The sequence below is a fragment of the Herbidospora galbida genome (genome assembly GCF_005233835.1).
GTDB classification, from domain to species: domain Bacteria; phylum Actinomycetota; class Actinomycetes; order Streptosporangiales; family Streptosporangiaceae; genus Herbidospora; species Herbidospora galbida.
Map to the genome: position 1 here is coordinate 19,774 of NZ_SZQA01000014.1, position 26,317 is coordinate 46,090.

Annotated in this window: 25 protein-coding genes and 2 pseudogenes; 12 read left to right on the plus strand and 15 right to left on the minus strand. The window is 69.1% G+C overall.

What is annotated here, in order from left to right:
* The first annotated feature begins 75 nt into the window (after nt 1–75).
* Nucleotides 76–591 (plus strand): hypothetical protein, encoded by a 516-nt coding sequence (locus FDA94_RS16050; protein ID WP_137247870.1) that lies wholly within the window; start codon nt 76–78, stop codon nt 589–591.
* Between the two features lie 193 nt (nt 592–784).
* On the opposite strand, the gene FDA94_RS16055 is transcribed toward FDA94_RS16050, so the two are convergent.
* Together FDA94_RS16055 and FDA94_RS16060 are read right to left on the minus strand one after the other, a co-directional pair.
* Complete coding sequence (locus FDA94_RS16055; protein ID WP_137247871.1) at nt 785–1,429, minus strand: GNAT family N-acetyltransferase; 645 nt, start codon at nt 1,427–1,429, stop codon at nt 785–787.
* Between the two features lie 162 nt (nt 1,430–1,591).
* Nucleotides 1,592–2,902 carry a pyridoxal phosphate-dependent aminotransferase gene (locus FDA94_RS16060; protein WP_137247872.1) on the minus strand — a complete coding sequence of 437 codons (1,311 nt, stop codon included), beginning with the start codon at nt 2,900–2,902 and terminating at the stop codon, nt 1,592–1,594.
* Between the two features lie 97 nt (nt 2,903–2,999).
* Here FDA94_RS16060 and FDA94_RS41545 point away from each other — a divergent pair.
* The 3 genes and pseudogenes from FDA94_RS41545 to FDA94_RS16070 all read left to right on the plus strand — a co-directional run.
* Nucleotides 3,000–3,176: pseudogene (locus FDA94_RS41545) on the plus strand (LysR family transcriptional regulator); the annotation flags it as partial.
* Nucleotides 3,177–3,320: 144 nt separating this feature from the next.
* Nucleotides 3,321–3,944: pseudogene (locus FDA94_RS16065) on the plus strand (LysR substrate-binding domain-containing protein); the annotation flags it as partial.
* Between the two features lie 9 nt (nt 3,945–3,953).
* Nucleotides 3,954–4,622 (plus strand): ribonuclease HII, encoded by a 669-nt coding sequence (locus FDA94_RS16070; RefSeq protein ID WP_137247874.1) that lies wholly within the window; start codon nt 3,954–3,956, stop codon nt 4,620–4,622.
* Here the strand turns inward: FDA94_RS16070 and FDA94_RS16075 are convergent.
* The 11 genes from FDA94_RS16075 to FDA94_RS16125 all read right to left on the minus strand — a co-directional run bounded on the left by FDA94_RS16075 (nt 4,606) and on the right by FDA94_RS16125 (nt 15,452).
* On the minus strand, nt 4,606–5,247 hold the full coding sequence (locus FDA94_RS16075; RefSeq protein WP_137247875.1) for a potassium channel family protein: 642 nt from the start codon (nt 5,245–5,247) through the stop codon (nt 4,606–4,608). The two genes, FDA94_RS16070 and FDA94_RS16075, sit on opposite strands and share 17 nt — an antisense overlap.
* Nucleotides 5,248–5,355: 108 nt before the next feature.
* A complete protein-coding gene (locus FDA94_RS16080) occupies nt 5,356–5,742 on the minus strand; it encodes an SCO5389 family protein (protein ID WP_062430486.1) in 387 nt (128 codons plus the stop codon).
* Nucleotides 5,743–5,792: 50 nt separating this feature from the next.
* On the minus strand, nt 5,793–6,764 hold the full coding sequence (locus tag FDA94_RS16085; RefSeq protein ID WP_137247876.1) for an ATP-binding protein: 972 nt from the start codon (nt 6,762–6,764) through the stop codon (nt 5,793–5,795).
* Nucleotides 6,765–6,823: 59 nt separating this feature from the next.
* Nucleotides 6,824–8,344 carry a serine/threonine-protein kinase gene (locus FDA94_RS16090; protein WP_137247877.1) on the minus strand — a complete coding sequence of 507 codons (1,521 nt, stop codon included), beginning with the start codon at nt 8,342–8,344 and terminating at the stop codon, nt 6,824–6,826.
* An 80-nt stretch (nt 8,345–8,424) separates the two neighbouring features.
* Entirely contained in the window at nt 8,425–8,817 is a 393-nt protein-coding gene (locus FDA94_RS16095; RefSeq protein ID WP_137247878.1) for an RrF2 family transcriptional regulator, read from the minus strand.
* Nucleotides 8,818–8,822: 5 nt separating this feature from the next.
* A complete protein-coding gene (locus tag FDA94_RS16100; protein ID WP_137247879.1) occupies nt 8,823–9,692 on the minus strand; it encodes an ABC transporter permease in 870 nt (289 codons plus the stop codon).
* The gene (locus FDA94_RS16105) at nt 9,682–10,467 is read right to left on the minus strand and encodes an ABC transporter ATP-binding protein (protein ID WP_212735351.1); all 786 of its coding nucleotides are present in this window, start codon (nt 10,465–10,467) and stop codon (nt 9,682–9,684) included. The genes FDA94_RS16100 and FDA94_RS16105 overlap by 11 nt, the downstream gene beginning before the upstream one ends.
* Nucleotides 10,464–11,546 carry an ABC transporter substrate-binding protein gene (locus tag FDA94_RS16110; RefSeq protein WP_137247880.1) on the minus strand — a complete coding sequence of 361 codons (1,083 nt, stop codon included), beginning with the start codon at nt 11,544–11,546 and terminating at the stop codon, nt 10,464–10,466. The genes FDA94_RS16105 and FDA94_RS16110 overlap by 4 nt, the downstream gene beginning before the upstream one ends.
* Nucleotides 11,547–11,652: 106 nt before the next feature.
* Nucleotides 11,653–12,918, minus strand: coding sequence for an LCP family protein (locus FDA94_RS16115; protein ID WP_137247881.1), 1,266 nt, complete (start codon nt 12,916–12,918; stop codon nt 11,653–11,655).
* 37 nt (nt 12,919–12,955) lie between these two features.
* Nucleotides 12,956–14,347, minus strand: a complete 1,392-nt coding sequence (locus FDA94_RS16120; protein ID WP_246059961.1) for an LCP family protein — start codon at nt 14,345–14,347, stop codon at nt 12,956–12,958.
* Nucleotides 14,348–14,432: 85 nt separating this feature from the next.
* Nucleotides 14,433–15,452 carry a LacI family DNA-binding transcriptional regulator gene (locus FDA94_RS16125; protein ID WP_137247882.1) on the minus strand — a complete coding sequence of 340 codons (1,020 nt, stop codon included), beginning with the start codon at nt 15,450–15,452 and terminating at the stop codon, nt 14,433–14,435.
* A 253-nt stretch (nt 15,453–15,705) separates the two neighbouring features.
* On the opposite strand from FDA94_RS16125, the gene FDA94_RS16130 reads away from it, so the two are divergent.
* The 8 genes from FDA94_RS16130 to manA all read left to right on the plus strand — a co-directional run bounded on the left by FDA94_RS16130 (nt 15,706) and on the right by manA (nt 25,496).
* The gene (locus FDA94_RS16130; RefSeq protein WP_246059962.1) at nt 15,706–17,427 is read left to right on the plus strand and encodes an ABC transporter substrate-binding protein; all 1,722 of its coding nucleotides are present in this window, start codon (nt 15,706–15,708) and stop codon (nt 17,425–17,427) included.
* Nucleotides 17,428–17,492: 65 nt separating this feature from the next.
* A complete protein-coding gene (locus FDA94_RS16135) occupies nt 17,493–18,488 on the plus strand; it encodes an ABC transporter permease (protein WP_137247884.1) in 996 nt (331 codons plus the stop codon).
* Entirely contained in the window at nt 18,485–19,327 is an 843-nt protein-coding gene (locus FDA94_RS16140; RefSeq protein ID WP_137247885.1) for an ABC transporter permease, read from the plus strand. The genes FDA94_RS16135 and FDA94_RS16140 overlap by 4 nt, the downstream gene beginning before the upstream one ends.
* Entirely contained in the window at nt 19,328–20,272 is a 945-nt protein-coding gene (locus FDA94_RS16145; RefSeq protein WP_137247886.1) for an ABC transporter ATP-binding protein, read from the plus strand.
* Complete coding sequence (locus FDA94_RS16150; RefSeq protein ID WP_137247887.1) at nt 20,272–21,054, plus strand: ABC transporter ATP-binding protein; 783 nt, start codon at nt 20,272–20,274, stop codon at nt 21,052–21,054. Before FDA94_RS16145 ends, FDA94_RS16150 begins: the two co-directional genes overlap by 1 nt.
* A complete protein-coding gene (locus FDA94_RS16155) occupies nt 21,036–23,414 on the plus strand; it encodes a glycoside hydrolase family 2 protein (protein ID WP_137247888.1) in 2,379 nt (792 codons plus the stop codon). The genes FDA94_RS16150 and FDA94_RS16155 overlap by 19 nt, the downstream gene beginning before the upstream one ends.
* A 12-nt stretch (nt 23,415–23,426) precedes the next feature.
* The gene (locus tag FDA94_RS16160) at nt 23,427–24,353 is read left to right on the plus strand and encodes an ROK family protein (RefSeq protein ID WP_137247889.1); all 927 of its coding nucleotides are present in this window, start codon (nt 23,427–23,429) and stop codon (nt 24,351–24,353) included.
* A gap of 57 nt (nt 24,354–24,410) precedes the next feature.
* On the plus strand, nt 24,411–25,496 hold the full coding sequence (gene manA / locus FDA94_RS16165; RefSeq protein ID WP_137247890.1) for a mannose-6-phosphate isomerase, class I: 1,086 nt from the start codon (nt 24,411–24,413) through the stop codon (nt 25,494–25,496).
* On the opposite strand, the gene FDA94_RS16170 is transcribed toward manA, so the two are convergent.
* Together FDA94_RS16170 and FDA94_RS16175 are read right to left on the minus strand one after the other, a co-directional pair.
* Nucleotides 25,493–25,714: an RNA-binding S4 domain-containing protein gene (locus FDA94_RS16170; RefSeq protein WP_137247891.1), complete on the minus strand. Its 222-nt coding sequence runs from the start codon at nt 25,712–25,714 to the stop codon at nt 25,493–25,495. The genes manA and FDA94_RS16170 overlap by 4 nt on opposite strands.
* Nucleotides 25,715–25,733: 19 nt before the next feature.
* Entirely contained in the window at nt 25,734–26,234 is a 501-nt protein-coding gene (locus FDA94_RS16175) for an anthrone oxygenase family protein (protein ID WP_137247892.1), read from the minus strand.
* Between the last annotated feature and the right edge of the window lie 83 nt (nt 26,235–26,317).

A 26,317-nucleotide genomic window follows, 5' to 3' on the forward strand; every position in this document is an offset into this window, starting at 1 on the left:
CCCGTGCAGGCAGGGCGACCTATCAATGAGCCGTACCCGGAAACGGGGATCGTCCTCAAAAGCCTGGAGAATCCAATGCGCATCCGCAACGTGCTCGGCGCCGCCGCCACCGCCACCGCCCTCACCCTCGGCATGGGCGCGGTCGCCTCCGCCGCCAACGCCGCCCCCCTCTCGGCGAACGACTGGGACTACGACGACGACTGGGGCTACTACTACAGCAGCAACGGCAAGGCCAAGGCCAAGGGCTGGGTGGACGTCGAGTACGACCACGAGGAGTCCAACACCGTCCGCATCGGCGGCAAGCTCGTCGACCGCGACTTCCGGACCGAGCACCAGGGCGGCAAGTGCGGCTACGTCGCCTTCCGCTACGTCTCGTGGGACGACCACGAGGACGACTGGGCCTCCAGCTACAAGACCTACAAGCAGTGCGGCACCGACGGCTGGAAGAACATCAAGTTCACCCGCTACGACGTGGCCCAGGTCGAGGTCAAGGTCTGCCAGATCGGCCTGCACAGCAACTTCCCGACGAAGTGCGGCTCCTGGCACGAGATCTACAACGCGTGGGACGACGAGTTCGGCTACACCGTCTGATCTTCCACCGATCCATATAGATAGGGGACAATCGCTCCAAAGCGACTGGTGACACGTCACTTGGACAGCACTTCCGCAGCAGACGTGAGATGACAGCGGCCGGTGCGGGCGATGGTCACCCGGACACGCAGCGGCCCGCCCTCCGGCATGGGGGCGGGCCGCTCGTTCCGTTTCGGCTCGAAGGAATGGCTGGTCAGGCGGCGTGCGCGTAATCAAGACGCGCTTGGATCCGTTCTCGTACCGCCGGCCATTCAGAGCGCAGGATCGAGTAATACGCCGTATCTCGGACCGTGTTGTCGGCGCCTCGGCTGTCCGCTCGCCGCACACCGTCGAGGTGTGCGCCGAGGGCCTCGATGGCGGCCCGGGATCGGTTGTTGCGTACGTCTGCCTTGAGAGTTATCCGGTGGACCTGCCACGTCTCGAACGCGTGGGAGAGCAAGAGATACTTGGCCTCCCGGTTCACACCCGTGCCCTGGGCGGAGGCGCCCAGCCAGGTGTAACCGATGTCCGCGACCGACGGGACCTCGCCCACCACGCCTTTGGTACCCGGCGGCCAGGGCATCGGGCCCTGCCAGTACTCCAGGTGCATCAGACGGGTGGCACCGACCACGCGGTCGGTGTGCAGCCACCGGATGGCGAAGGGCATCGTGCGGCCCTCCGCCTGCTCAGCCAGAGCGGCCTCGACGTACGAGACCATCTCCTCCCGGCCTGCGGGAACGCGAGTAAACGAGTACGTCGCGCGGTCCTCGCTCGCCGCGGCGACAAGATCGTCGACGGCCGCGAGGGTGAGCGGTTCCAGGCGCACGAAGCGCCCGGACAGGGTGACAAAAGCGGGCATGAGCACATGATGGGGTCTCGATGACATGTCTGGTGCCAAATGACACACGACATCTTGTGGAACCCCAGGTTGAGCGCTCACCATAGCCCTAAAACCGCAGGTCAGAGGTGTTTCTTTACGGCTTCGGCACGGCCGCCGAGGGTAAAGATTCGACAAAGATCGTCAACGTGCCGGAGCGGGCGCCAGGAACATCCCCCTTCGCGCTCTCGACGGCTCTTTCGTGGTCAGCCCGCCGAGGGCTTCCTCCAGGTAGTCGAGCGATTCGGCCACCCACGGAAGCGACAGCGGATCCGATCCGTGCAGCGCCGCGAGACGCTGTTCGGCGGTCTCGCCGTACAGCAGTGAGGTGGCCACGCGGACCCGCGCCGAACGGGGCTCGTCGCCGAACGCGGTGCCCGGCAGGACGCCGACGCCGTGGCGGTCGAGCAGGGTCCGGGCCAGCTCGTCGGAGCTGTCGAAACCGGGGATCTGCGGATAGAGGTAGAACCCGCCCTGCGGCACGTCCACCTTCGCGCCCGCGCGCGCGAACCGGTCGGCGACCGCGCGGGCCACGGTGGCGTGCAGCCGCCGCGAGTCGTCGATACGTTCCACGATCTCCTCGGGCTCGGCGAACGCGTACGCGGCGGCGTGCTGCACCGGCGCGGCCGGGGCCGACCAGATCTCACTGGCCACCGCGAGCAGCCGCTGGCGCAACGCCCACCCGTCGGGCGTGTGCGGCAGCCGGGCCACGCCGATCCGCCAGCCGCCCAGCGCGAGCGACTTGCTCAGACCGCTGGTGATGACGGTGCGCTCGGGCGCGACGTCGGCCGGGCTCAGGAAAGGGGTGGCCTGCGGGTCGTGGACGAGGTCGCGGTAGATCTCGTCCGAGATGATCACCAGGTCGAGCTCGCGGGCGACCTCGGCCAGCCGCCGCACCGTCTCCGGCCGGGCCAGGCGGCCGGTGGGGTTGTCGGGGAGCGTGGCGAGGACCGAGCGGACCGTACGGCCCTGCGCGCGGGCGTGCAGCACCGCTGACCTGACCTGGTCGGGGTCGGGCACGCCGCCCTCGCCGGCCGGGGTCGGCACCAGGATCGGGCGCACGCCCACGATCTCCGCCTGGGCGGCGTAGCTCACCCAGCTCGGCATCGGCAGCACCATGTCCCCGGGAGACCTCCACTCGCCCGGGTCCGCGCCGATGGCCACCAGCAGGCCGAACAGCAGCGACTTGCTGCCCGGTCCGCAGACCACCAGGTCGGGGTCGGTCGGCAGCTCGCGCCGCGACCAGTAGCCGGCCGCCGCCTCGCGCAGCGCGGCGAGGCCCGCGACCTCGCCGTAGCCGTTGCTGCCCCCCGCGTCGGCGAGCCGGGCCAGCAGCGCGGGGTGCACGGGCAGCCCGGCTTCACCGAAAGCCAGGTGAAGCACCCGCTCCCCGGACCTCCGTCTTCGGGCGATGTCTTCGTTTGCGGCCAGAGTCGCCGAAAGTGTGACGTGCATACTGATTCCTCCTGAATGCTGTGGAACGTACCCACCTTGTGCGGGTACGGGCATCAGGACAAGCGAGGCTTTTCGGTGCCGGGCATAAGGAGATCCGATGCTGGATCTGCGGCGTTTGACGTTGTTCTGCGAGTTCGCCCGGAGGGGCAGCATCGCCGCCACGGCCGCGTCCCTCGGCTACAGCGCGTCGGCGGTATCGCAGCAGCTCGCGGCGCTGGAACGGGAGGCCGGAGCGGCCCTCATCGACCGGACCAGCCACAGCGCCGAGCTCACCGACGCGGGGCGGCGTCTGGTCGTGCACGCCGAACGGATCCTGGCGATGGTCGAGACGGCCGAGTCCGACCTGTCGGCCCATGCTGGAACTCCAACAGGGCGGGTCGTCATCACCGCGTTCCCGACCGCCGCCGTCGCCTTCGCGCCCGCGCTCGCCCAGTCGCTGCGGCGGCACAAGCAACTCGCCCTGCGGCTGTCGCAGAGCCGGTCGGGCCGGGGCATGCGCGAGGTCGAGTCGGGTGAGGCGGACATCGCGCTCGTCGACGACTGGTGGGGGCGGGTGCGGCGGCGCGAGACCCTCACGGTGTTCCCGCTGCTGCGCGACCCGCTGGTACTCGTGGTGCCGCGCAAGCACCGGCTGGCCAACCTCGACGAACCGGTCGACCCGGCCGACCTGCGCGACGAGGCGTGGATGGCCACCCCCGAGGGGGAGCCGTCCCGCACCGCCGTCGACCGGCTGCTCACCGAGGTCGGCGGCGCGCCGCCCGTGGCTTGGGAGTTCGAGGGTCTCGGTACGATCCTGAGCCTGGTCGCCAAGGGGATCGGGATCGCCGCGGTGCCCGCCCTGTGCCTGGCCGCCGGGGTGCGGGGAGTGGTGGTCAGGGAGTTCCCCGGGGAGCCCGTCGAGCGGGTCATCACCGCTGTGGCGCGCGAGTCGTCGGTGCATCGGGCCTCGGTGGCCGCCTCACTGCGGGCGCTGCACGTCGCCGCCCGCTATCTGGCCAGTGATCTCGGCTATCTGTCCACCACGAACGGGTTCGGCGACTAGGTTTGGCCGGTGCCGTCGTACACACTCGAACGCCTGCTCACCACGGGAAGCAACAAGCTCGTCGCCGGGGTCGACGAGGTCGGCCGCGGCGCCTGGGCCGGGCCGGTGTCGGTGTGCGCCGTGGTGACCGACTTCAGCGAACCGCCCGAGGGGCTGACCGACTCCAAGATGCTCGCGCCGGGCCGCCGTGAGGCGATGGTGTCTCTCCTGGAGTCGTGGGTGGTCGGCTACGGGCACGGCGAGGCCTCCGTCGAGGAGATCGACACGCTCGGCATGACCGAGGCGCTGCGGCGGGCCGCCCGGCGGGCGCTGGAGGCGCTGCCGGTGAAACCCGACGTGGTGATCCTCGACGGCAAGCACGACTACCTCGGCGCGCCGTGGCCGGTGCGCTGCGAGATCAAGGGCGACCTGAACTGCGTGTCGGTGGCGGCGGCCTCGGTGCTCGCCAAAGTACGCCGCGACCTGTTCATGGCCACCCTCGACGGCGCCGACGTCTACGGGTTCGCCGAGAACGCGGGCTACCCCTCACCGGCCCACCAGGCCGCGCTGGCCGAACACGGGCCGTGCGAACACCACCGGCTGTCGTGGTCGTACCTCGACGACCTGCCACAGTGGCGGCACCTGAAGCGGCACCGCGACCCGGCGGCAGGGGAAGGACAGCTCAGCCTCTGGACCTGAGCATCTCCTTCAGCTCGCCGATCTCCTTCAGCGCCTCGCGGAGCAACTTCTCCGTGTCGTCGCCGGTGTCGAATCTCCGGCCGAACCAGGAGGCCAGCGTCGCCGTCACGACGCCCAGCAGGGCCACGCCGCCGAGCATCAGGGCCGCGCCGATGAGGCGGCCGTCGGGGGTGACGGGGTAGGTGTCGCCGTAGCCGGTGGTCGTCATCGTCGTGACGGCCCACCAGGTGGCGTCGCCGAAGGTCAGGATGGTCGCGCCGGGGGCGTCGCGTTCGACGCGCAGGACCGCGAGGCTGGCGGCCAGACCGAGCACGAGCGTGGTCGTGGCGGTGAAGGTGAGCACCTTGCGCTGGAAGCCGAGCCGTCGTTGCAGCATCCGCAGCGGCATCATCAGCGGCAGCAGGATGACGAGCAGGTCGAGGACGTTGTCTTTGGCGAAGGCCTTCTTGTCGCCGGCCCGCGCGAACCGCACCGCGTATTCGGCCAGGAACAGCAGCCAGCAGCCGAGCTGGGCGAGCCAGCAGGTCAGCTTCCAGTCATAGGGGAGGTGCGGGAAGAGGATCGGGGTCGCGTACGCGACCAGGAAGACGCCCGCGAAGACGAGCAGTCGCCACTCGGACCTCATGGCGATCAAGTCTAGGCGGGCGTCACCCTGTTTCTCGGCAGGTTCATTGCGCGAGCCACAGCCGGCCTTCGGCCGTCCGCGTCTCGCTCTGCCCTGGTCAACGCGCTACTAGCAGTCGACGAGCTCCGGCTGCTGGTTGAGGATCTGGGCGCGCGCGGTGGTGAAGTCGGCCAGTTCGGCGGTCGCCGACGGGTCGAACACGGCCACCCGGTGGCAGTTCTGGAACGCCAGCTTCACCTGGAAGTGGCGTTCCAGCGCGCCCCGCATGGCGTCACTGGCGAGGCAGCGCAGCAGCTGCCCCCGGGCCGCCTCGTCCGGCGGCGGGACCTGGTTGTCGGCGAAGGTCGCGCCCGACTCGGTCCGCGTTCTGACCAGCTCGCTGATCAGCCCCCATGCGTACGGCAACGAGTCGCGGACGCAGGCCACGAAGGCCGCATCGTCCACGTCACCGGCCCTGGCCTGGTCGAGCAGATCGTTCGGAACGGTCAGCGACATGAGGCTTTCTCCTCTCGGTTGGGGCATTTACGACGTTATTTCAGGCAGGTTCACAGCGCGAGCCACAGTCGGCCTTCGGCCGCCCGCGTCTCGTTTTCCAAAGCGACACTCCCGAAAATGAAGTCGGGGTCGATCTGGTCGGCCAGATCGACGCCGGTCGCCTTGTCCGCCCAGGCGCGCGCGTTGCGCAGGTGGAACTCGTGCGCCTGACGGCCGAACTTCGCCCAGTCCTTCTCGGCCGCGTCGACTCGGTCGAGCAGGGTCTGGAGACCGGCGAGGTTCCCGGGCTCCAGGTCGTCGAGGGTGAAGGCACGGCCCTGTTCCATGGCCCGTACGGCCGGGCTGTGGTCGAGGCAGGTGAGCAGGTCGGGGCCGACCTGGTCGCGCAGGAACGCGCGGTCGTCGGGGGTCTGGACCTTGTTGCCGACCACCGCGACGGCGACGTCGAACTCGGCGGCGTACTCCTGGTACTGCCGGTAGACGCTGACGCCCTGGCGGGTGGGTTCGACCACGAGGAAGGTGACGTCGAACTTGGTGAACATGCCGCTGGCGAACGAGTCGGCCCCGGCGGTCATGTCGACCACGACGTACTCACCCGGGCCGTCGACCAGGTGGTTGAGGTAGAGCTCGACCGCGCCGACCTTCGAGTGGTAGCAGGCCACGCCGAGGTCGTTCTCGCCGAACGGGCCGGTCGCCATCAGCCGCAGGCCCTCGACCTCGACCGACGGGAAGAACGCGTCGTCGAGGGTGTGCAGACGCGAGCCCCGGCCGGGCGGGGTCGTCTTGACCATGACCGAGGCCGAGGGGATGCGCGGGTTGTCGCCGCGCAGGTGGTCTTTGATCTCGGTGAGCATGCCGCCGAGTGGGCGGGGTTGCTGTGCGGCGCCCAGGACGAGCGCGAGATGCTGGTTGATGTCGGCGTCGATCGCCACGACCCGGGCTCGGGTGGCCGCGTAGCGGGCGAAGAGCGAGGAAAGGGTGGTCTTGCCGCTGCCGCCCTTGCCGACGAAGGCAACACGCACGGGTGGTCTCCCTGATCACGACGATGAAAATGATTGTCGTAATCAGTTTGCCATGGACCTCAGATCTGCGTGGGCGAGTAGGCCCGGAAGACCCGCAGCAATGTCGGCCGCATGCGCTCCCATTCGGCGGCGGTGGTCGTCCAGGTGAGCACCGTTGTCGTGGTTTCGGTGGAGATGACGCGCCGATATTGGTGGTACGTCTCCCCCTTCACCAGGTGTGTGTCTCGCGCGTTACGAACCTGGCGCCAGGTGAACTCCCAATCGGCCGCCGACCCCAGCTTCGACCCGACGGTCTTCAGACGCAGTTTCGTGTACGCCTCCACGTTGGGATAAAGGAACGCCTCGGCCTCGTGGAGGGCGGCCAGCGGATCGGTGCCGACCTGGTTGGTCACCTCTATCGACAGGTGGCCGCGTCTGCGCGGGTCGACCCACCAGACGGAGTACTCCCCGACGGTGCGCTTCCACGTCCGGGGCGCCATGGCGTGCCAGCCGGCCGGGGAGTCGTACGGAATGAGCTTGAACCTCAGCGCCTCGACCGGCGAGGGCGACGGCGACGGGAGCACGACGGGCGCGGTGGTCGGGTCGGTCGCGGCGGTGCGGGTGGTGATGACGGTCGACTCGGGACGTAACAGGGCCCATCCGCTGACCGCGCCCGCGATGACGACGACGGCCGCGCCGACCGCGATGAACCGCATCCGCCCGCTGCCCCGCACCGGCTTCGGCTCGGGCGGGGCCGGCGGCGGCTCGAACGCCGCGAGCATTCGGTCGGCGGTCTCATGGGATGGACGCCGCTTCGGGTCGCGCGCCAGCAGCGCGGCGAGCACCGGCCGCAGTTCCTCGGGGGCGGCCGACACTTCGACGTCCTTCGCGGGGGTCCGCGGCTTCTCCTGCGGCAGCACCGGGGGCTTGCCGGTGACCGCGAAGTAGAGCGAGGCGCCCAGCGACCACAGGTCGGCGGTCTCCCTGACGGGCGCGTCGGGATCGGTCCGTTCCGGCGCCCGGAACGTGGCGGCCGAGCGCGCCGAACTCCACGACTCCCCGTGCGCGGGCGACCGTTCGCCCACCCGCTTGGCGAACACCGGGTCGGCCGCGACCGCCCCCACGCCGAAGTCGGCCAGCACGACCCGGCCGTCATGCCCGACCAGGATGTTCGCGGGCCGCACGTCGCCGTGCCTCACCCCGGCCGCGTGGGCCACCGTGAGGGCGGCAAGGGCGGTCCTGATGACGTACGCGGCCTTGGGCACCTCCAGCGGCCCGTCGCTCGCCACGATCCCGTCGAGCGACCGCGACCGGGCCAGTTCCATGACGACGTACAGCGTGTCGTCCTCTTCGGCGACGTCGAAGACGGCGGCGATGCCGGGATGCCGCAGCCGCTCGGCCTGCCGCGACTCCCGCGCGATGCGCTGCTGCAGCGCGGTCAGGCGGCTCTCGCGGAGCCCGGCCGGGAGCAGCACCTCGCGGACGGCCACCGGGCGGTCGAGCAGGTCGTCGTGGCCCTCCCAGACGATGCCCGTGTTGCCCTGCCCCAGCGCCCGGACGAGCCGATAACGCTTGACGACGAGCTGCCCCGGACTACCCATCAAAGCCTGCCTCTGCACCGGCCCCGACACACCTGGACTGGGAGTCTTCCATAACTGATGAGGCTTAGGTGAGGTATGTGTCACAGGGTCGGCAAAGACCCTCCGGCGAGGTGGGCCAGGGTCACTCCGGTGAGGACGCGGGTCTCGTTCTCGCGCAGCGCCGCCCAGACCTTCTCCAGCGGCTCGGAGGCGCCGAAGAAAGCCTCGTTGTCCTGGGGCACGCCTTCGATCACCACGATGACCTCGGCGAGGGTGATCTGGTCGGCGGGCCGGGCCAGCCAGTAGCCGCCGTCGGGGCCGCGCTGGCTGTGGATCAGTCCCGCGCGGCGCAGTTGCAGCAGGATGTTGTCCAGGAACCGGCGCGGGATGCGCTGGGCGGTCGAGATGCGCTCCGCCGGGACGGGCCCCGGAGGGGCGGCCGCGAGTTCGGCCGCCGCCCGGAGCGCGTAATGGGTGCGTGCGGACAGGCGCATGCCTGTCAGCCGATCCGCTGGTCCAGACCCCAGCGGCGACGCAGCGCGTTGTCCGCCGCGCCGAAGAGCACGTCGACCACGACGCCGATGAGCAGGATGATGATCATCGTGGCCAGCAGGCGGGCCGAGTCGGCCAGCTCTCGGGCGTAGTGGAGCTGCTCGCCCAGTGAGGGCTGGTTGGCGATGATCACCAGGATCTCGCCCGCCATCAGCGACCGCCACGCGAACGCCCAGCCCTGCTTCAGTCCCGCCAGGAACGACGGCAGCGAAGCGGGCAGGATCAGGTGCCGATAGAGGGAGATCCGCCGCAGCCCGAGCACGTGACCGGCCCGGAGCAGGATCGGCGGCGTGTAGTCGACGCCGGTGATGAGACCGTTGGCGATGGACGGCGCCGCGCCGAGCACGACCACGAAGGTGATCGCGTTCTCGGTGAGGCCGAACAGCAGGATGGCGAGCGGGAACCAGGCGATCGACGGCATCGTCTGGAGACCGGTGATCAGCGACCCGAACGCCGCCCGGAGCAGCTTGACCCGGGAGACGGCCGCGCCGATGACGACGCCGACCAGGATGGCCAGCAGGAAGCCCGAGACGGCCCGGCGCATCGTGGTGGCGATGGCGTGCCAGAACTCGGCCTCGCCCAGGCGGGTCCCGAGCTCGCCGAGCGCGGTGACCGGGCCGGCGAAGACGTATTCGGGCCAGAACTCGGCCAGGACGACCGCTTCCCAGATGGCCAGCACGATCGAGATGGCCAGCAGCATGGGCCACAGGCGGCCCCAGATCGCCGCAGGGAGGTTGCGCTTGGCCTTGACCTGGATCTCGAGCGCGTCGAGGCCGGCGATCTGGGCGTTGATCTTTTCGGGGCTCTCAACGGCCATGGCGGCTGACCTCCTCCTTCAACCGGACCGTGATCTCGCCGGCCAGCTTGGCGACCTCGGCCGACTCCGTGCGGCGGGGGCGTTCGAGCTCCACCGTGTAGTCCTCGATGACGGTGCCCGGGCGGCTGGACAGGAGAACCACCCGGTCGCCGAGGCGGACCGCCTCACGGACGTTGTGGGTGACGAACAGGATCGCGAGGTTGCGCTCACGCCAGATGCGCTCGAGTTCGTCGTGGAGCAGGTCGCGGGTCATCGCGTCGAGGGCGCCGAAGGGTTCGTCCATCAGGAGGATGTCGGCCTCCTGGGCGAGCGCGCGGGCGAGGGAGACGCGCTGGCGCATGCCGCCGGACAGTTCGTGGGGGCGCTTCTTGGCGAAGCCGCCGAGGTGGACGACGTCGAGGAGCTCGGCCGCCCGCTCCTTGCGCTTCTTGCGGTCGAGCTTGCGCAGGGCCAGCTCGACGTTGCCCGTCACGGTGAGCCAGGGGAACAGGGCGGGTTCCTGGAACATCATGGCGATCTGCTTGCCGCCGGTCTCGATGGTCCCGGCGGTCGGCCGGTCGAGGCCCGCGACGAGGTTGAGCATGGTGCTCTTGCCACAACCCGACGCGCCGAGGAGACAGACGAACTCGCCCTGTGACGCGGACAGGGAGACCTGGTCGAGGGCGAGGAGGCTGGTGGCGCCCCGGCCGTACACCTTGGAGACGGCGTCCAGCCGGACGGCGGGCACGGGGCCCTCCGTCCGGCCGTGGCCGAGCTCCTGGGTAGGAGCTGTCACTTGTCGCTCACCGCCGTCTCGCCCTTGGCGGACAGGATCCCGTTCAGCGTGGTCAGGTCGTAGATGCCGGTCAGGTCGATCGGCTTCAGCAGCCCCACCTTGATGGCGTGGTCGGCGCTGCCGACCAGCGAGGAGGCGATCGGGTCGTTGGTGAACGTGATGTTCTTCAGCGCCGAGTCGAGCACCTCGGGCTTGAGCGGCTTGCCGGTCAGCTTCTCGAGCTGGGCGTTGACCGCCGTCGCCGCGCCGGCCGGGTCGGAGTTGATGAAGGCGGTCGACTCGACGTGGCCCTCGATCAGCTTCTTGACCAGGTCGGGGTGCTCCTTGGCCCACTCCTGCCGGACGATCAGGTGGGTGATCACGAACTGCTTGTTCGGCCACAGGTCGCGCTCGTCGATCAGGACCTTGCCGCCGCTCTCCTGGATCAGGCGGCTGGCGAAGGGCTCGGGCACCCACGCGGCGTCGATGTCGCCGGTGGCGAAGGTCTGCAGGGTCAGCGAGTTCTCCTGCGGCACGATCGACACCTCGCCGCCACCCTTGGTGTCGGTCTTGATGCCCTTCTCGTCCAGGTAGTAGCGGAGCGCGACGTCCTGGGTGTTGCCGAGCTGTGGCGTGGCGACCTTCTTGCCCTTGAGGTCTTCGATGGTGTTGATCTCGGGCTTCACGACCAGGTAGACGCCCCCCGACGCCGCCCCGGCCACGATCTTGATCGCCTGACCCTTCGACTTCTCCCACGCGTTGATCGCGGGGTTCGGGCCGATGTAGGTGGCGTCGATGGCCCCCGAGAAGACCGCCTCGATGGCGGCGGGACCGGCGTTGAAGGTGCTCGTCTTCAGGGTGACGTTGTCGCCCAGAGCCTTGGTGAAGTAGCCCTTCTCGACGCCGACGAGGGCGGTCGAGTGGGTGATGTTGGGGAAGAACCCGAGCCGGAGCTCGCTCTTCTCCGCAGGTGCCCCGCCGGCGGGAGCCGAGGCGCCCCCTTCGGCGGTCGTTCCGCCCCCGCCGCAGGCGGCCGCGAGCGAGGTGACCATCACCGCGGCCAGCGCGGCGACGACCCCGCGAACCCTGCGAGCCTTCATACGCTTCTCCCTGATTCCTACTTAATAAGTCGGGTTAGGGAGTATTAAAGGGCGATCCAAGATTCCCGTCAAGTCCGATAGGTTTTAGGACATCTGATTCCCGGCTTCAGGCGCAGGACTCGTCCAGGTCGACCGGTTTGTCGGCTTTTGGCTTGGCAGCCGGGGTCGCGGCGATCGGTCGGGTGCGCTCGCCCAGGGCCTCGTCGACCTTCTCCTGGATCAGCTCCCAGTCGGGATCGCCGGTCCGGATCAGCGGCGGCACGAACTGGAGGCTCTTGATGTCGGCGCCCTTGACCTTCGGGGCCAGGTCGATGAGGTCGGGCACCAGGCTGCGCGGGATGTCGGTCGACACGTAGCGCTTGGTGACGTCCGCGATGCGTTCGAAGCCGCGCAGCACCTTCAGGGGGTCGGCCTGTTCGGCGACCGCGTTCAGCAGGCACTTCTGCCGGCCCATGCGCTGGTAGTCGTCGCTGTCGGTGCGGGAACGTCCGAACCACAGTGCCTGGGTGCCGTTGAGGTGGTGGGTGCCGGCCTTGATGAGGCCCTCGCGGTAGGCGCCGAACACGATGTCGTGCGGCACCTTCACCGTCACGCCGCCCATCGCGTTGATGATCTGGGCGAAGCCCCGCATGTCCACCATCGCGTAGTAGTCGACGTCGAGGCCGAGGATGTCGCCGACCGTCGACTTCAGCAGGTCGGCGCCGGAGCGCCCGTGGTCTTCGCCCCACTGGAAGACCTCGTTGAGCAGCGCGGCCGGCGGGAAGCCGTCGACCGGCACGTTCTGCAGGTTGCGCGGCAGGGAGAACAGCACCGACTCCCCCGTGCGGGTGTCGACCGACGCCACCGTCATGCTGTCGGTCCGGGCGCCGGGCCGGTTCTCGGCCGAGTCGGCGCCGACGAGCAGGACGTTCAGGCGCTCGCGGCCGGCCCAGGGGTCCACCACCGGAGTCACGACCTGGGGCGCGGGGTCGTCGGCGACGAAGACCGAGCTGACGACCTCGTTCGACACGTACGCCAGCCGCGACGCGTAGCCCAGCGGCGCGGCCACCAGGACGCAGAGCCCGGCGACGGCGAGCAGGGGAAGGCCGAAGCGCACCCGCCGGGGGCGGATCACCAGCCACGACCAGACGATGACTGCCACCCACGCCACGGCCAGCGCGGCCCCGGCGGCGACGACGACGTCGAGTCGCCGCAGCGGCAGCGTCGGCGCGTTGCCGAGGACCGTCACCCCGGCCGACAGCAGGGTCAGCCACACGGCCGCGAGGGTGAGGCCGGTGCGCGTCCGGCCGGTCCAGATGTGCGCGACGCCCCACAGGAGCGTCGAAGCGAGCGTCAGGGCGAGGGCCCTGCGCAGGCTCCGGTTTTCGCGCATGACGTCCCGTATGCCCTGTTCGGGATTGCCCTAACGCTTACCGTGTAGTGCAGGTGTCGTGGGTCGCGTCGAAGCCCTCGACGTCCTCGATGGTCGTCTTCGGTTCCTTGAGGCCCTGGTAGTCGGCGCCGAGCACCAGGACGACCTGCTGCGTGGTGCCGCCCCGCACGTTGAACGTGGTCGACTTCACCAGTTCGCGGAACACCCGCGCCGCGCGCGTCTGGCCGTTGGGGGTGTACTTCACGAACGTCTTCGCGTAGGGCTTGGGCGCGTCCTCGACGCCGAGGATGTGGTAGCCGCGCTGCTCCAGGATCGCCGCCACGTTCGTGGCCAGTCCCGAGCGGCCCGAGCCGTTCTGCACGAGCACGTGGATCTGGCTCTTGGGGATCTTCTGCTCGCCCGCGTCGACCTTCGAGGTCAGCTGGTCTTTGGCCACCATCGTGAACAGGTTCTTGGCCTGCGGCTGCACCCACTCGACCCGGCCGGGGCTGGTCAGCGAGTAGTGCCACGGCGTGGTGATGAACCGGATCGAGCCCGCCTTCAGGCCCTCGGCGCTCAGCGCCAGGTCCTTCAGCACCGACGGGGTCAGCTCGGGGTCGGTGGTGATCGACTTGGTCACCGCGTCGAGCAGGGCCAGCAGCGCCCCGGGGTTGGTGAGGGTCTCGCCGCTCATCGCCTTCTTCGCCATCGCGGCCAGGAACATCTGCTGGCGCTGGATGCGGCCGATGTCGGAGCCGTCGCCGAGGCTGTAGCGGGCGCGTACGTAACCGAGGCTCTGTTCACCGTTGAGGGTCTGCTTGCCGGGGGCGAGGGTCAGCAGGGCCTTCTTGTCGCTGATCCCGGGCTCCGGTACGCAGACCGGCACACCCCCCAGCGCGTCGACCATGGCCTTGAAGCCGGTGAAGTCGACCTTCACGTAGTGGTCGATGTGGATCTTGGTGAGCGTCTCGATCGTCTTCCACGTGCAGCCGATGCCGCCCGAGTTGAACGACTCGTTGATCATCCCGACGTGGGCGTTCTGGCCGGGGAAGCCCTTGTGGGCCCGGCAGGCCGGCAACTGGACGAGCGAGTCGCGCGGGAAGCTGATCAACGTGGCGCCGTCGCGCTTGGGGGAGATGTGGGCCAGGATGATCGTGTCGGTGCGCTCCCCGGCGAAGTCGCCGTATCTGGCGTTCGCGCCGTTGCGCTGGTCGGAGCCCACGATGAGCACGTTCAGCGCCGGGTTGATCTTGTCAGGACGGTGGCCGAGGTCGGCCGTCGGGACCGACTCGTGCTTGACGTTCGTGGTGACCTTCACATAGCCGGTGACCACGAAGCTCACCGCCCCGACCACGACGCCCATGACGGCCGCGATCAGCACCTGCACCCACGCGACCCACAGGCGGCGGGGCCGTTCTTGGAGCGGCGGCGGAACCAGCTTTGGACGCACGTCGACCTGACTCAACGCCCTACCCCCGGGGGAAACCGTCCGGGGCCACCCCCGGTCACCGCTGCAAAGTGTAACGACGAATCCCCTAATGCCCGGCCGAAACCGGCGGTCCGGTGCTTCCGCGAGGATTCAGACTGGCCGCCCGGTCTTCGAACGAACCGGTCACCGAACCGTCGATCAGGTCGAGCAGCATACGCGCGGCGTGTGCCCCATAGGCCGGGATATCCCTGGTCAGGGCGGTCAGCGGAGGGCGTACGACCTGAGACAGGGGTGAGTCGTCCCAGGCCACGATCGACAGGTCGGCGGGGACGGCCAGGCCCATCTCCTGCGCGACCGAGAGGCCGGCGACGGCCATGATGTCGTTGTCGTAGACGATCGCGGTGGGTCTGACCCGCGACGACAGCAGGCGCCGCGTGGCCCGTGCGCCTTCTTCGCCCGTGTAGTCGGTGTGCACGACCGGGCACTCGTCGAGCCCGGCGCAGGCGTGGGCGAACTCGCGGTCGCGCAGCGTGGTGTGGACGAGTTTCGGTAGGCCCGCAATTCGGGCGATCCGCCGGTGGCCGAGGGCGGTGAGGTAGTCGACGGTCTCACGTACGGGGGCGCCCTCGTCGGACCAGACCGGCACCAGCGAGCCCGCCCCCGACGGATCGCCGATGACGACGACCGGCATGCCCAGCTCCTCCATGACCGGGACGCGCGGGTCGTCGACGTGCAAATCGACCAGGAACGCGCCGTCGATGCGGCCCTCGCCCCACCAGCGCTGGTGGACGGCGATCTCGGCGTCGTGGTCGCCGACGACCTGGAGCATGAGCGCGAAGTCGCGCGCCGACAGCTCGGCCTCCAGGCCGCTGATGAGCTCCATGAAGAACGGTTCCATGCCGAGGATGCGGGCCGGACGGCACAGCGTCAGGCCGATCGCGTTGGCGCGGGCGCCGTTCAGGGCGCGGGCGGCGCTGTTCGGTCGCCAGCCGATTTCATCGGCTATAGCAAGAATGCGTTGCCGGGTGGACTCCGATACACCGGGCTGCCCGTTGAGCGCGTAGGACACCGCGCCCTTCGAAACCCCTGCCTGACGTGCGATATCAGAGATCGTCGGTCTTTTCACGAACCCACCCCGTCGTGCGACTTAACTGGTTCAGCGTATATCAGCCTATTGACACCTCCGTCATGTGGATTTTACGGTCTCGGTACTTATCCGGTTCAGCCATGAATCACGCATTGGGATCTCCCTTGGGAGCGCTCCCAACACGTCGGCCGGGAGCTCCCGCCGGTCGACCCATCGGGGTTGGCCAGTTTGTGTGTGGATGCAAGGAGTAGAGACGATGCGGAACCGCGCTACCCGGTTTCTGATCCCTATCGTGGCAGCGGGCTTACTCGCGGCCGCGTGTACGAGCGGTGGCACCCCCACTCCGGCCCCGGGGGCGTCGGCGCCGGCCGCACCTGCTCCCGCCGCCGAAGGCGGCGCCTTCCCGAGGAACGAGACCCTCTACACGAGCGGCACCCAGTGGGGCCCGCCCGCCAACTTCAACCCCATCCGCGAGTGGGACTCCGCGACCGGCACCAAGGGCCTGGTCTACGAGACGCTGTTCCACTTCGACCCGGTCGCCGGGAAGCTCACCCCGTGGCTGGCCCAGAGCGGCTCGTGGGTCGACGACACGACGTACGAGGTCAAGCTGCGCCAGGGCATCACCTGGTCGGACGGCAAGCCGTTCACCGCCGAGGACGTCAAGTTCACCTTCGAGCTCGGCAAGATGGAGACGGTCCCCTACCACAACCTGTGGAACTGGCTCTCGGGCATCGAGGCGCCCGACGCGTCGACCGTGCGGTTCACCTTCTCCAAGGCCAACTACCAGCAGTGGGACTTCAACATCTACAGCCGGTCGATCGTGCCCAAGCACATCTGGGAGGGGCGGGCCGAGAAGGACGTCCTGGACGGGATCAACGAGAACCCCGTCGGGACCGGCGCGTACAAGTACCACAGCCACGACCAGGACCGCGTCGCCTGGGTGAAGAACGACACCTGGTGGGGCAAGGCCCAGCTGAACCTCGACCCGAAGCCGAAGTACATCGTCGACATCGTCAACTCCTCCAACGAGGTGGCGATGGGCCTGCTGCTGCAGAAGGGCCTCGACCTCTCCAACAACTTCCTGCCGGGCGCGGCCAACCTGGTCAGCGGCAACTTCGGCATCACCACGTTCTACCCCGAGCCGCCCTACATGCTGTCGGCCAACACCGCCTGGCTGGTGCCCAACACCACCAAGAAGCCGCTGAACGACGCCGCCTTCCGCAAGGCGCTGGCCACCTCGGTCGACGTGAAGAAGATCGTCGAGGGCGTGTACGGCAACCTGGTCAAGCCCGCCAGCCCGACCGGCCTGCTGCCGCAGTGGGACCAGTTCGTCGACCAGGCGGTCGTCGGGCAGAAGGGCTTCGCGTTCGACACCGACAAGGCCAAGCAGATGCTCGCCGCCGCCGGCTACAAGGACGGCAACGGCGACGGCATGGTCGAGAACAAGGACGGCTCGCCGATCGCGCTCAAGCTGATCGTGCCGGCCGGCTGGACCGACTGGATGGAGGCCATCCGGGTCATCGCCGCCGGCGCCAAGGCCGCGGGCATCAACGTCGAGGCCGAGTTCCCCGACTACAACGCCCTCGTCGAGGCCCGCAACTCGGGCAAGTTCGACCTGGTCATCAACAACGAGCGGCAGCTGTCGAACTCGCCGTACACCTACTTCGAGTACGTCTTCCAGCTCCCCGTCCAGGCGCAGCAGAACACCGTGAACTTCGCCCGGTACGAGAACGAAGAGGCCTGGAAGCTGGTGCAGCAGCTCGACGGCACCAAGACCGACGACATCGAGGGCATGAAGAAGGTCTCCTCGCAGCTTGAGGCGATCATGCTCGACGAGATGCCGGTCATCCCGCTCTGGTACAACGGCCTCTGGTCGCAGGTCAGCAGCAGCGTCTGGAAGAACTGGCCCTCCAGCGAGGGCAGCGCGCCCAAGTCGGCGCCCACGATGTGGCGTAACTGGCTCGAACTCGGCGGCTTCGAGTCGCTCGCGTCGCTGCAGCCGGTCGCTCCCTAGCCAACCCGTCTCGGCCCTCCCCGGCGCTGCGAAGCCGGGGAGGGCCTCCCTAGGGAGAACCCCTCTTGCGTCGCTATTTCGGCAGGAAACTGCTCATCTACGGGCTGACCTTCTTCATGGCCGTGACCGTCAACTGGCTGGTGCCGCGTCTCATGCCGGGTGACCCCGTCGCGAGCATGCTGGCCCGGGCCCGGGTCGCGCAGCCGGAGGCCCAGGAAGCCCTGCGCGTCTACTACAACAACCTGTTCGGCTTCGACCTCCCCTGGTGGCAGCAGTACCTGAACTCCTGGGGTTCCCTGTTCCGCGGCGACTTCGGGATCAGCCTGTGGGCGTTCCCGACGCCGGTCGCCGACCTGCTCACCCGGGCGGTGCCCTACTCGCTGGCGCTGCTCATCCCGTCGATCCTGCTGAGCTGGGTGGTCGGGAACCGGCTCGGCGCGCTCGCCGCGCGCCGCAAGGTGCTGGACAACACGGTCCTGCCCGTCTCGTACGTCCTGACCGCCACGCCCTACCTCTGGCTGGCCGCCCTGATGGCCTGGGGCTTCGGCGTCGTGTGGGGGGTCTTCCCGGTGGCCGGCGGCTACAGCTTCTCGATGACGCCCTCGTTCACGTGGGACTTCTTCGTCGACCTGGCCTGGCACTGGTTGCTGCCGTTCTCGTCGCTGTTCCTGGTCGCGCTGGGCGGCTGGGCGATCGGCATGCGCAACGTGATCATCTACGAGCTCGAATCCGACTACGCCAACTACATGTCGGCGCTCGGGGCACCTCAGAAGCTCATCCGGCGCTACGCCTTCCGCAACGCCGTGCTGCCGCAGATCACCGGTCTCGCGCTGCAACTGGGCGTGCTGGTCGCCGGCGCGCTGGTGACGGAGATCGTGTTCTCGTACCCAGGACTAGGGTCTTTGATCCTGGCGGCCATCCAGAACAAGGACTTCTTCCTGCTCCAGGGCGCGTTCCTGTTCATCGTGCTGGGCGTGCTGATCGCCAACTTCATCATCGACGTGGTCTACGTGATCGTCGATCCCCGTACGCGAGTCGGAATGGCGGGTGCCGCGGCATGAAGGCGGAGGCGCTGTACTTCGCGATCCGCAACACGAAGCTGCTGGTGGGGGCCGGGATCATCCTGGTACTGCTCGGCATCGGCGTGATCGGGCCGTTCTTCATCGACAAACCGCCGACCGAGTACGTCGGCATGCAGATGCAGCCGCCCGGCGGGGAGTTCTGGCTCGGCACCAACACGTTCGGGCAGGACCTGTGGGCCCAGTTCGTACACGGGCTGCGCACGACGTTCCTGGTCGGCGCGCTCGGCGGCGGCATCGCGGCGGTCATCGGCATGGTCGTCGGGTTCCTGGCCGGCTACAAGGGCGGCTGGATCGACGAGATCCTCAACATGCTCACCAACATCGTCCTGGTGCTGCCGACGCTGGCCGTGCTGTTCATCCTGAACGCCTACATCGGCGTCCGGAGCGCGGGCATGCAGGCCCTGTTCATCGGGCTGACGCAGTGGCCGTGGGCGGCCCGGTCGATCCGCGCCCAGACCTTCTCGCTGCGCGGACGCGACTTCGTCGACCTGGCCCGGCTCAGCGGGGTGGGGTCGGGCCGCATCATCATGCGCGAGATCGCCCCGAACATGAGCTCCTACCTGCTGCTCACGTTCATCCTGCTGTTCGGCGGGTCGATCCTGATCGCCTCGTCGCTCGACTTCATCGGCCTCGGCCCGACCGACGCCGTCTCCCTCGGCCTGATGCTGCAACAGGCCCACCAGTGGAGCGCGATGCATCTGGGCCTGTGGTGGTGGTTCGTCCCACCCGGGGCCGGCATCACCCTCATCGTCGGCGCCCTGTACGTCGCCAACGTCGGCCTCGACGAGGTGTTCAACCCCAAGCTGAGGGAGCTGTAGATGACCCTGGAAGTGGACGACCTCAGGGTCTACTACCGGACCCTGAAGGGCGACGTCCAAGCCCTCGACGGGGTCTCGTTCGGCCTCCGCGACGGCGAGATCCTCGGCCTCGCGGGCGAGTCGGGCTGCGGCAAGACCACCCTCGGCAAGGCGCTCATCCGGCTGGACGGCCGGATGAAGCACGTCGGCGGCAGCGTCACCCTCGACGGCCAGGTCCTGCCGATCGGCGACGACGTCAAGATGAACCCCTACCGGTTCAAGCAGGTCTCGCTCATCCCGCAGTACTCGATGAGCGCGATGAACCCGACCCGCAAGATCGGCCGCATGGTCAGGGAACTGCTCGAGTCGCGCCGCGAGAAGCTCGACCTCGACGAGCTGCACGCCCGCCTCGACCTGGTGGAACTGCCGAAGGACGTCCTCGGGAAGTACCCGATCGAGCTGTCCGGCGGCATGAAGCAGCGCATGGTCATGGTCATCTCGACCCTGCTCAACCCGTCGCTGCTGATCGCCGACGAGATCACCTCGGCCCTCGACGTCTCCACCCAGAAGGCCGTCGTGACGACGCTGAAGGGCTTCCGCGACCGGGGCTTCGTGAAGTCGATGATCTTCATCACCCACGACATCTCGCTGACCAACCAGCTCGCCGACACGATCATGGTCATGTACGCGGGCAAGCTCGCCGAGAAGGCCCCGGCCTCGACCGTGGTGAACGCGCCGAAACACCCGTACACCCAGCTCTTGATCTCCTCGCTCCCCGAGGTCGGGGTGCGCTACGCCGACAAGCGCCTCACCGGCATCCCCGGCAACCCGCCGTCGCTGCTCGACCCCGTGCCCGGATGCCGGTTCCGCGACCGCTGCCCGCTGGCGTTCGAGAAGTGCGCCGAGGACCCGCCGCCGGTCGAGGTCGAGAAGGACCACGTCGTCGCCTGCTGGAAGGCCGCCTGATGCTGAAACTCGACGGGGTCACCAAGGTCTACCGGATCGGCGCGTTCGGCGGGCAGACCATGACGGCGGTCGACGAGGCCGGCTTCGAGATCAAGCCGGGCGAGGTCGTCTCGCTCATCGGCGAGAGCGGCAGCGGCAAGAGCACGATCGGCAAGATGGTGCTCCGGCTGCTCCCGCCGACCTCCGGGACGATCTCCATCGACGGCCGCGACGTGCGCCAGATGGGCAAGCGCGACTACTACCGCAAGGTCCAGGGCGTCTTCCAGGACCCGTTCAGCTCCTACAACCCGGTCTTCAAGGCCGACCGGGTCTTCGCGATGATCCGCGAGGTCTACTTCAAGGGCGTGCCCGACAAGGAGTGGACCGCGAAGATCGAGGCCGCCCTCGACGCGGTCCGGCTCAGCCCGGGTGCGGTGCTGAACAAGTTCCCCCACCAGCTGTCCGGCGGCCAGCTCCAGCGCCTCCTGATCGCGCGGGCGCTGCTGCTCGACATCGAGTACCTGGTCGCCGACGAGATCATCTCGATGCTCGACGCGTCCACCCGCATCGACGTGCTGAACCTGCTGGCCGACCTCAAGCAGCGCGGGCTCGGGGTGCTGTTCATCACCCACGACCTCGCGCTGGGGAACTACATCAGTGAGCGGACGGTCGTCCTCCACAAGGGAAGGATCGTGGAGTACGGACCCACCGACGCCGTGTTCGAGCAGCCGGAGCACGCTTATACGAGGAAGCTGCTGGCGTCGGTGCCGCAACTGCACACGAAATGGGAGGACGCGTCGTGATCAGGACGCTGCACGAAGGATGGACCGTCACCGCAGTCTCGTCGACCGGGCAGCCCCGCCCGGTCGTGGCGGGGCTGCCGGCGACGGTGCCGGGATGCGTGCACACCGACCTGCTCGACGCGGGGGTCATCCCCGACCCCTATCTCGACGACAACGAGAACAGACTCCGGTGGATCGGGCGGACCGACTGGTCGTACGAGACCGCCTTCGACTGGACCGACCCCGGCGACGACCGGGCCGACCTCGTCTGCGAGGGCCTCGACACGGCCGCGACGGTGATCCTCAACGGGGTCCAGATCGGCCAGACCGCCAACCAGCACCGCGTCTACCGTTTCCCGGCCCGGCACCTGCTCCGGGAGGGGAAGAACACGCTGAAGGTGCTGTTCGAGGCGCCCTACGGCTATGCCGAGAAGCAGCGGGCCGCGCTGGGCGACCGGCCCGGCGCCTACGGCGAGCCCTACCAGTTCATCCGGAAGATGGCCTGCAACTTCGGCTGGGACTGGGGCCCGACGGTGGTCACCTCGGGCATCTGGCGGCCCATCTACCTGGAGACCTGGTCGTCCGCCCGGCTCGCGGAGGTCCGACCGCTGGTGACCCTCGACGGCCGCGACGGGAAGGTCCGGGTCCACATCACCGTCGACCGCGCCGCTCAGGCGCCGCTCAACGTGACCGCGTCCGTCGCCGGGGTTGAAGATCGCGTACGCCTGGCGCCCGGCGAGCGCACCGCCGTCATCACCCTGACCGTGCCCGAGCCCGATCTGTGGTGGCCCCGGGGCCACGGCGAGCAGGCCCTCTACACGCTGACCGTGACCGCCGGCGACAGCGTGTGGACGCGTGAGATCGGCTTCCGGTCGGTGGTTCTGGAGCGTGAGGCCTTCCGGCTGGTCGTGAACGGTCAGCCGGTCTTCATGAAGGGCTTCAACTGGATCCCCGACGACTGCTTCCCCAACCGGGTCACCCGTGAGCGGGTCGCCGAACGTTTTCAACAGGCTGTGGATACCGGCGCCAACACGCTGCGGGTCTGGGGCGGCGGCCTCTACGAGAGCGAGGACTTCTACGCCCAGGCCGACGCCCTCGGCGTGCTGGTCTGGCAGGACTTCCCGTTCGCCTGCGCCGCCTACCCCGAGGAGGGTCCGTTCCGGGCCGAGGTCGAGGCGGAGGCCCGCCAGCAGGTCACGCGGCTGTCGAGCCACCCCTCGCTCGTGCTGTGGTGCGGCAACAACGAGAACATCGAGGGCCACGCGGACTGGGGCTGGCAGGACACCCTCGACGGCCGGAGCTGGGGCGCCGGGTTCTATTTCGACCTGCTCCCCGCGATCGTCGCCGAGCTCGACCCGACGCGCCCTTATTGGCCGGGTTCGCCCTACTCGGGCAGCCCCGACGCCCCGCCGAACGACCCCTCGCGCGGCACCACCCACATCTGGACCGTCTGGAACCGCGAGGACTACACCTTCTACGGCACTTACACCCCGCGCTTCGTCGCCGAGTTCGGCTTTCAGGGCCCGCCCGCCTTCGCGACGCTGCGCCGCGCCGTCTCCGACGAGCCGCTGACGCCGACGTCCAAGGGCGTCATGCACCACCAGAAGGCCCTCGACGGCAACGAGAAACTGCTGCGCGGCCTCGGCGACCACCTGCCGCAGCCTCGGAACTTCGACGACTGGCACTACTACACCCAGCTCAACCAGGCCCACGCGATGGCGTTCGGCGTCGAGCGCTTCCGCTCGCTGATGCCCTACTGCATGGGCACGATCGTCTGGCAGCTCAACGACTGCTGGCCCGTCACGTCGTGGGCCGCCGTCGACGGCGACGGCCGCAGAAAGCCGCTCTGGTACGCCCTCCGCCGCAGCTTCGCCGACCGTCTCGTCACCTTCCAGAACCCCGAAACCGTCGCCGTGGTCAACGACACCTCCGATGAATGGGAGACCGAGCTGTCGGTGGTCCGGCTGACCGTCCAGGGTGGGGAACTGGCGCGCGAACGCTTCCCCGTCCGGCTGGCCCCCCGCTCGGCGATGACCGTCCCGCTGCCCGCGTCGATGACGCCCGGCGACCCGTCCAAGGAACTCGTGAGCGCCTCCGTCGGCGACCTGCGGGCCCTCCGGTTCTTCACCAGCGACCTCCCGCAGGCGGCCTACGACGTGACGACAGAGCAGCTCAGTGATGGTGTACGGGTGGAGATCACCGCCCGCACCCTGGTCCGCGACCTGGCACTGTTCCCCGACCGCCTCGACCCGGCCGCGGCCGTCGACGACATGCTCGTCACCCTGCTCCCCGGAGAGACCGCGACCTTCGTCGTGACCGGGAAGGATCTCGGCCCGGAGGCCCTGACCGCCTATCCGGTGCTCCGCTGCGTCAACGAATAGACAGGGGAATCCATGACCGTCTTGGCGATAGACATCGGAGGTACGAAGTTCGCCGCCGCGACGGTCGAACCCACGGGGACGATCACCGCCAAGCTGGAGATGCCGGTCGGCCCCGACCCCACGGCGACGCTGAAAGACATCGTGGCGCGGATCGTCGTCCCGGGGCTGATCTCCGAAGAGGGCCTGACCGGCGTCGGCATCGGCTCGGCCGGGCCGCTCGACGCGGTGCGGGGCACCGTGAGCCCGGTCAACATCTCGGTCTGGCGTGACTTCCCGCTGGTCAAGACGGTGGCCCAGCTGCTGCCCGGGGTGCCGGTGCACCTCGCGGGCGACGGGCAGCTGATGGCGCTCGGCGAGTGGTGGCGGGGCCGGTTCAAGGCGGGGGCGCTGCTGGGCATCGTCGTGTCGACCGGCATCGGCGGCGGGCTGGTGTTCGAGGGGCAGCCGCACCTCGGGCCGACCGGGAACGCCGGGCACATCGGGCACATCCGGGCCGGTGAGGGCTGGGAGGCGTGCCGGTGCGGGGCGGTCGGGTGCGTGGAGACGATCGCGTCCGGGCCGTCGATGGTCCGGTGGGCGCTGGCCAACGGCTGGCAGCAGGCGGTCGAGCCGACCTTCTGGGCCGGGCGGCCGGTCGACGCGCGGGCGCTGGCCGCCGACGCGAAGCGCGGCGTCGCGGTGGCCGTGGAGGCGTTCGACCGGGCCGCCGGCGCGCTGGCCACCGCGATCCTCACGACGGCGGCCCTCTTCGACGTGGACAACGTCGTCGTGGGAGGCGGGGTGGCCGCCGCCGGCACGACGCTGCTGACCCCGCTGCGGCGCGCGGTGGCCGACCAGGCCGGGCTCGGGTTCCTCCGCCGCCTGAAGGTCGAGCCGACCAGCCTCGGCCGCGACGCCGGACTGCTCGGTGCCGCGGCACTGGCACTCGGACGCGAATGACATCCTGTTCTGGCACCCTCGATGGGAACGACACCGACTCCTGAGGACGTAGACGACGTGGACCTGCTCACCAACCCGATCAAGGACTACGGATGGGGTTCCCGCACGGCCATCGCCGCGCTGACCGGCCGTACCGCGACCGGACCCGAGGCGGAGATGTGGCTCGGGGCGCATCCGTCGGGTCCCTCGCGGCTGACGCGGGACGGCGTGGAACAGGCGCTCAACGAGGTCATCGCCGCCGACCCCGCCGGTGAGCTGGGCCCCGAGGTCGTCGAGCGGTTCGGGGAGCGGCTGCCCTACCTGATGAAGCTCATCGCGGTCGACGCCGCCCTCTCCATGCAGGTGCACCCCACCCTCGACCAGGCGGCCGAGGGGTTCCTGCGGGGCGACAAGAACTACTCCGACCCGTGGCCGAAGCCCGAGATGATCGTCGCGCTGACCCCGTTCTCGGCGCTGGCCGGCTTCCGGCCGGGCCCCGAGGCGGCGGCCCTGGTCGGGGCGCTCGAACTGCCCGCCCTGCGGCCGGTGGTCGACCGGCTGGCGGCCGGCGACGTGCTCGGCGCGCTGCGGCTGCTGCTCGAATGGCCCGCCGACGAGCGGCCCGCGCTGGTCGCCGACGTGGTGCGGGCCTCGTGCGACCCGCTGGTGGCTACCCTCGCGGAGGGCTACCCGGCCGACCCCGCCGTGCTGGCGCCGCTGCTCATGCGGCAGCACGAACTGGCTCCCGGCCAGGCCATCTACCTGGGCGCCGGGGTCCTGCACGCCTACCTGAGCGGCTTCGGCGTCGAGATCATGGGCAGCTCCGACAACGTGCTGCGGGCCGGGCTGACCCCCAAGCCGATCGACATCGAAGAGCTGCTGCGCATCACCGACCCCGACGAGCAGCCCGCCGAGATCGTCCCCGTCGGCGACCTCTACCTGCCGCACTGCCCCGAGTTCCAGCTGCGCCGCATCGTCCCCGGCGAGGGCCGCACCCTGCCGGGCGGCGTGCCGCGGATCGCGGTGTGCGTCGAGGGAGCGGTCGTGCTGGCCGGCGAACTCAAGCTGCGTCCGGGCGACTCGGCCTTCCACGCCGCCTCGGCGGGCACCTTCGAGGTGTCGGGCCAGGGCGTCGTCTTCGTGGCGGAACCGCGCCAGAACTAGTGTGCGGCGGCGACGACCTCGATCTCGAAGCCGTCGCCGCTCACCACGTGGCCGGGTCGGACCTTGAACCGCTTGCGCAGCTCGACCTCGCCGTCGACCAGCACGTAGCCCTCGGCGACCATGTATTTGGCCTCGCCGCCGCTTTCCGCGATGGACAGATATTTCAGCAGGTCACAGAGCGGGATGAACTCGTCATCCAGTTCAAAGGTCTCGCGCACCTCCCCAGCATAGGGAGGGTCAGCGGTTCCCCGCCCAGACGAACAGGGCGGCGCCGGTCAGCAGCAGCCCGGCGCAGCTGGCCACGGTGCGAAGGTGGTTCCACGGCGCCCACTTCGGCGCGAACTCGGCCCAGACCTGCGCGGCCCGCGCCGGGTCGGTGATCTCCCCGGCCGCCAGCAGCGCGTTGTTCAGCGGGACGTTCACGATCGCCGTCGGCACGAACGCGCCGAGCACGTAGACGGCCGTCGCCGCGAAGAAGAACATCGCCGCGCCACGCTGCCCCGAACTCAGCAGCAGCACCCCGGCCACGGCCGCGACCAGCGGCGCCCCGATGAACGAGGCGAAGAACACCGGATTGAGGATCTTGACGTTGATCTGCTGCATCGCCGCGACGGCGTGATCGGCCCGCGTGGCGTTGAGCCCCGGAACGACCGACACCGAATAGGCGTAGAACAGCCCGGCGATATTGCCCATGAGCAGCAGCGCCAGCCCCGCGACGACAGCAGTGAGTCCAAACATTTCTCTACCTCCCGTGGATTGCTCAAACGGTAAAGAAGGGAGGTGTCCCCGCGTATCCGACTGGGGGTTGGACATGTCTCCGA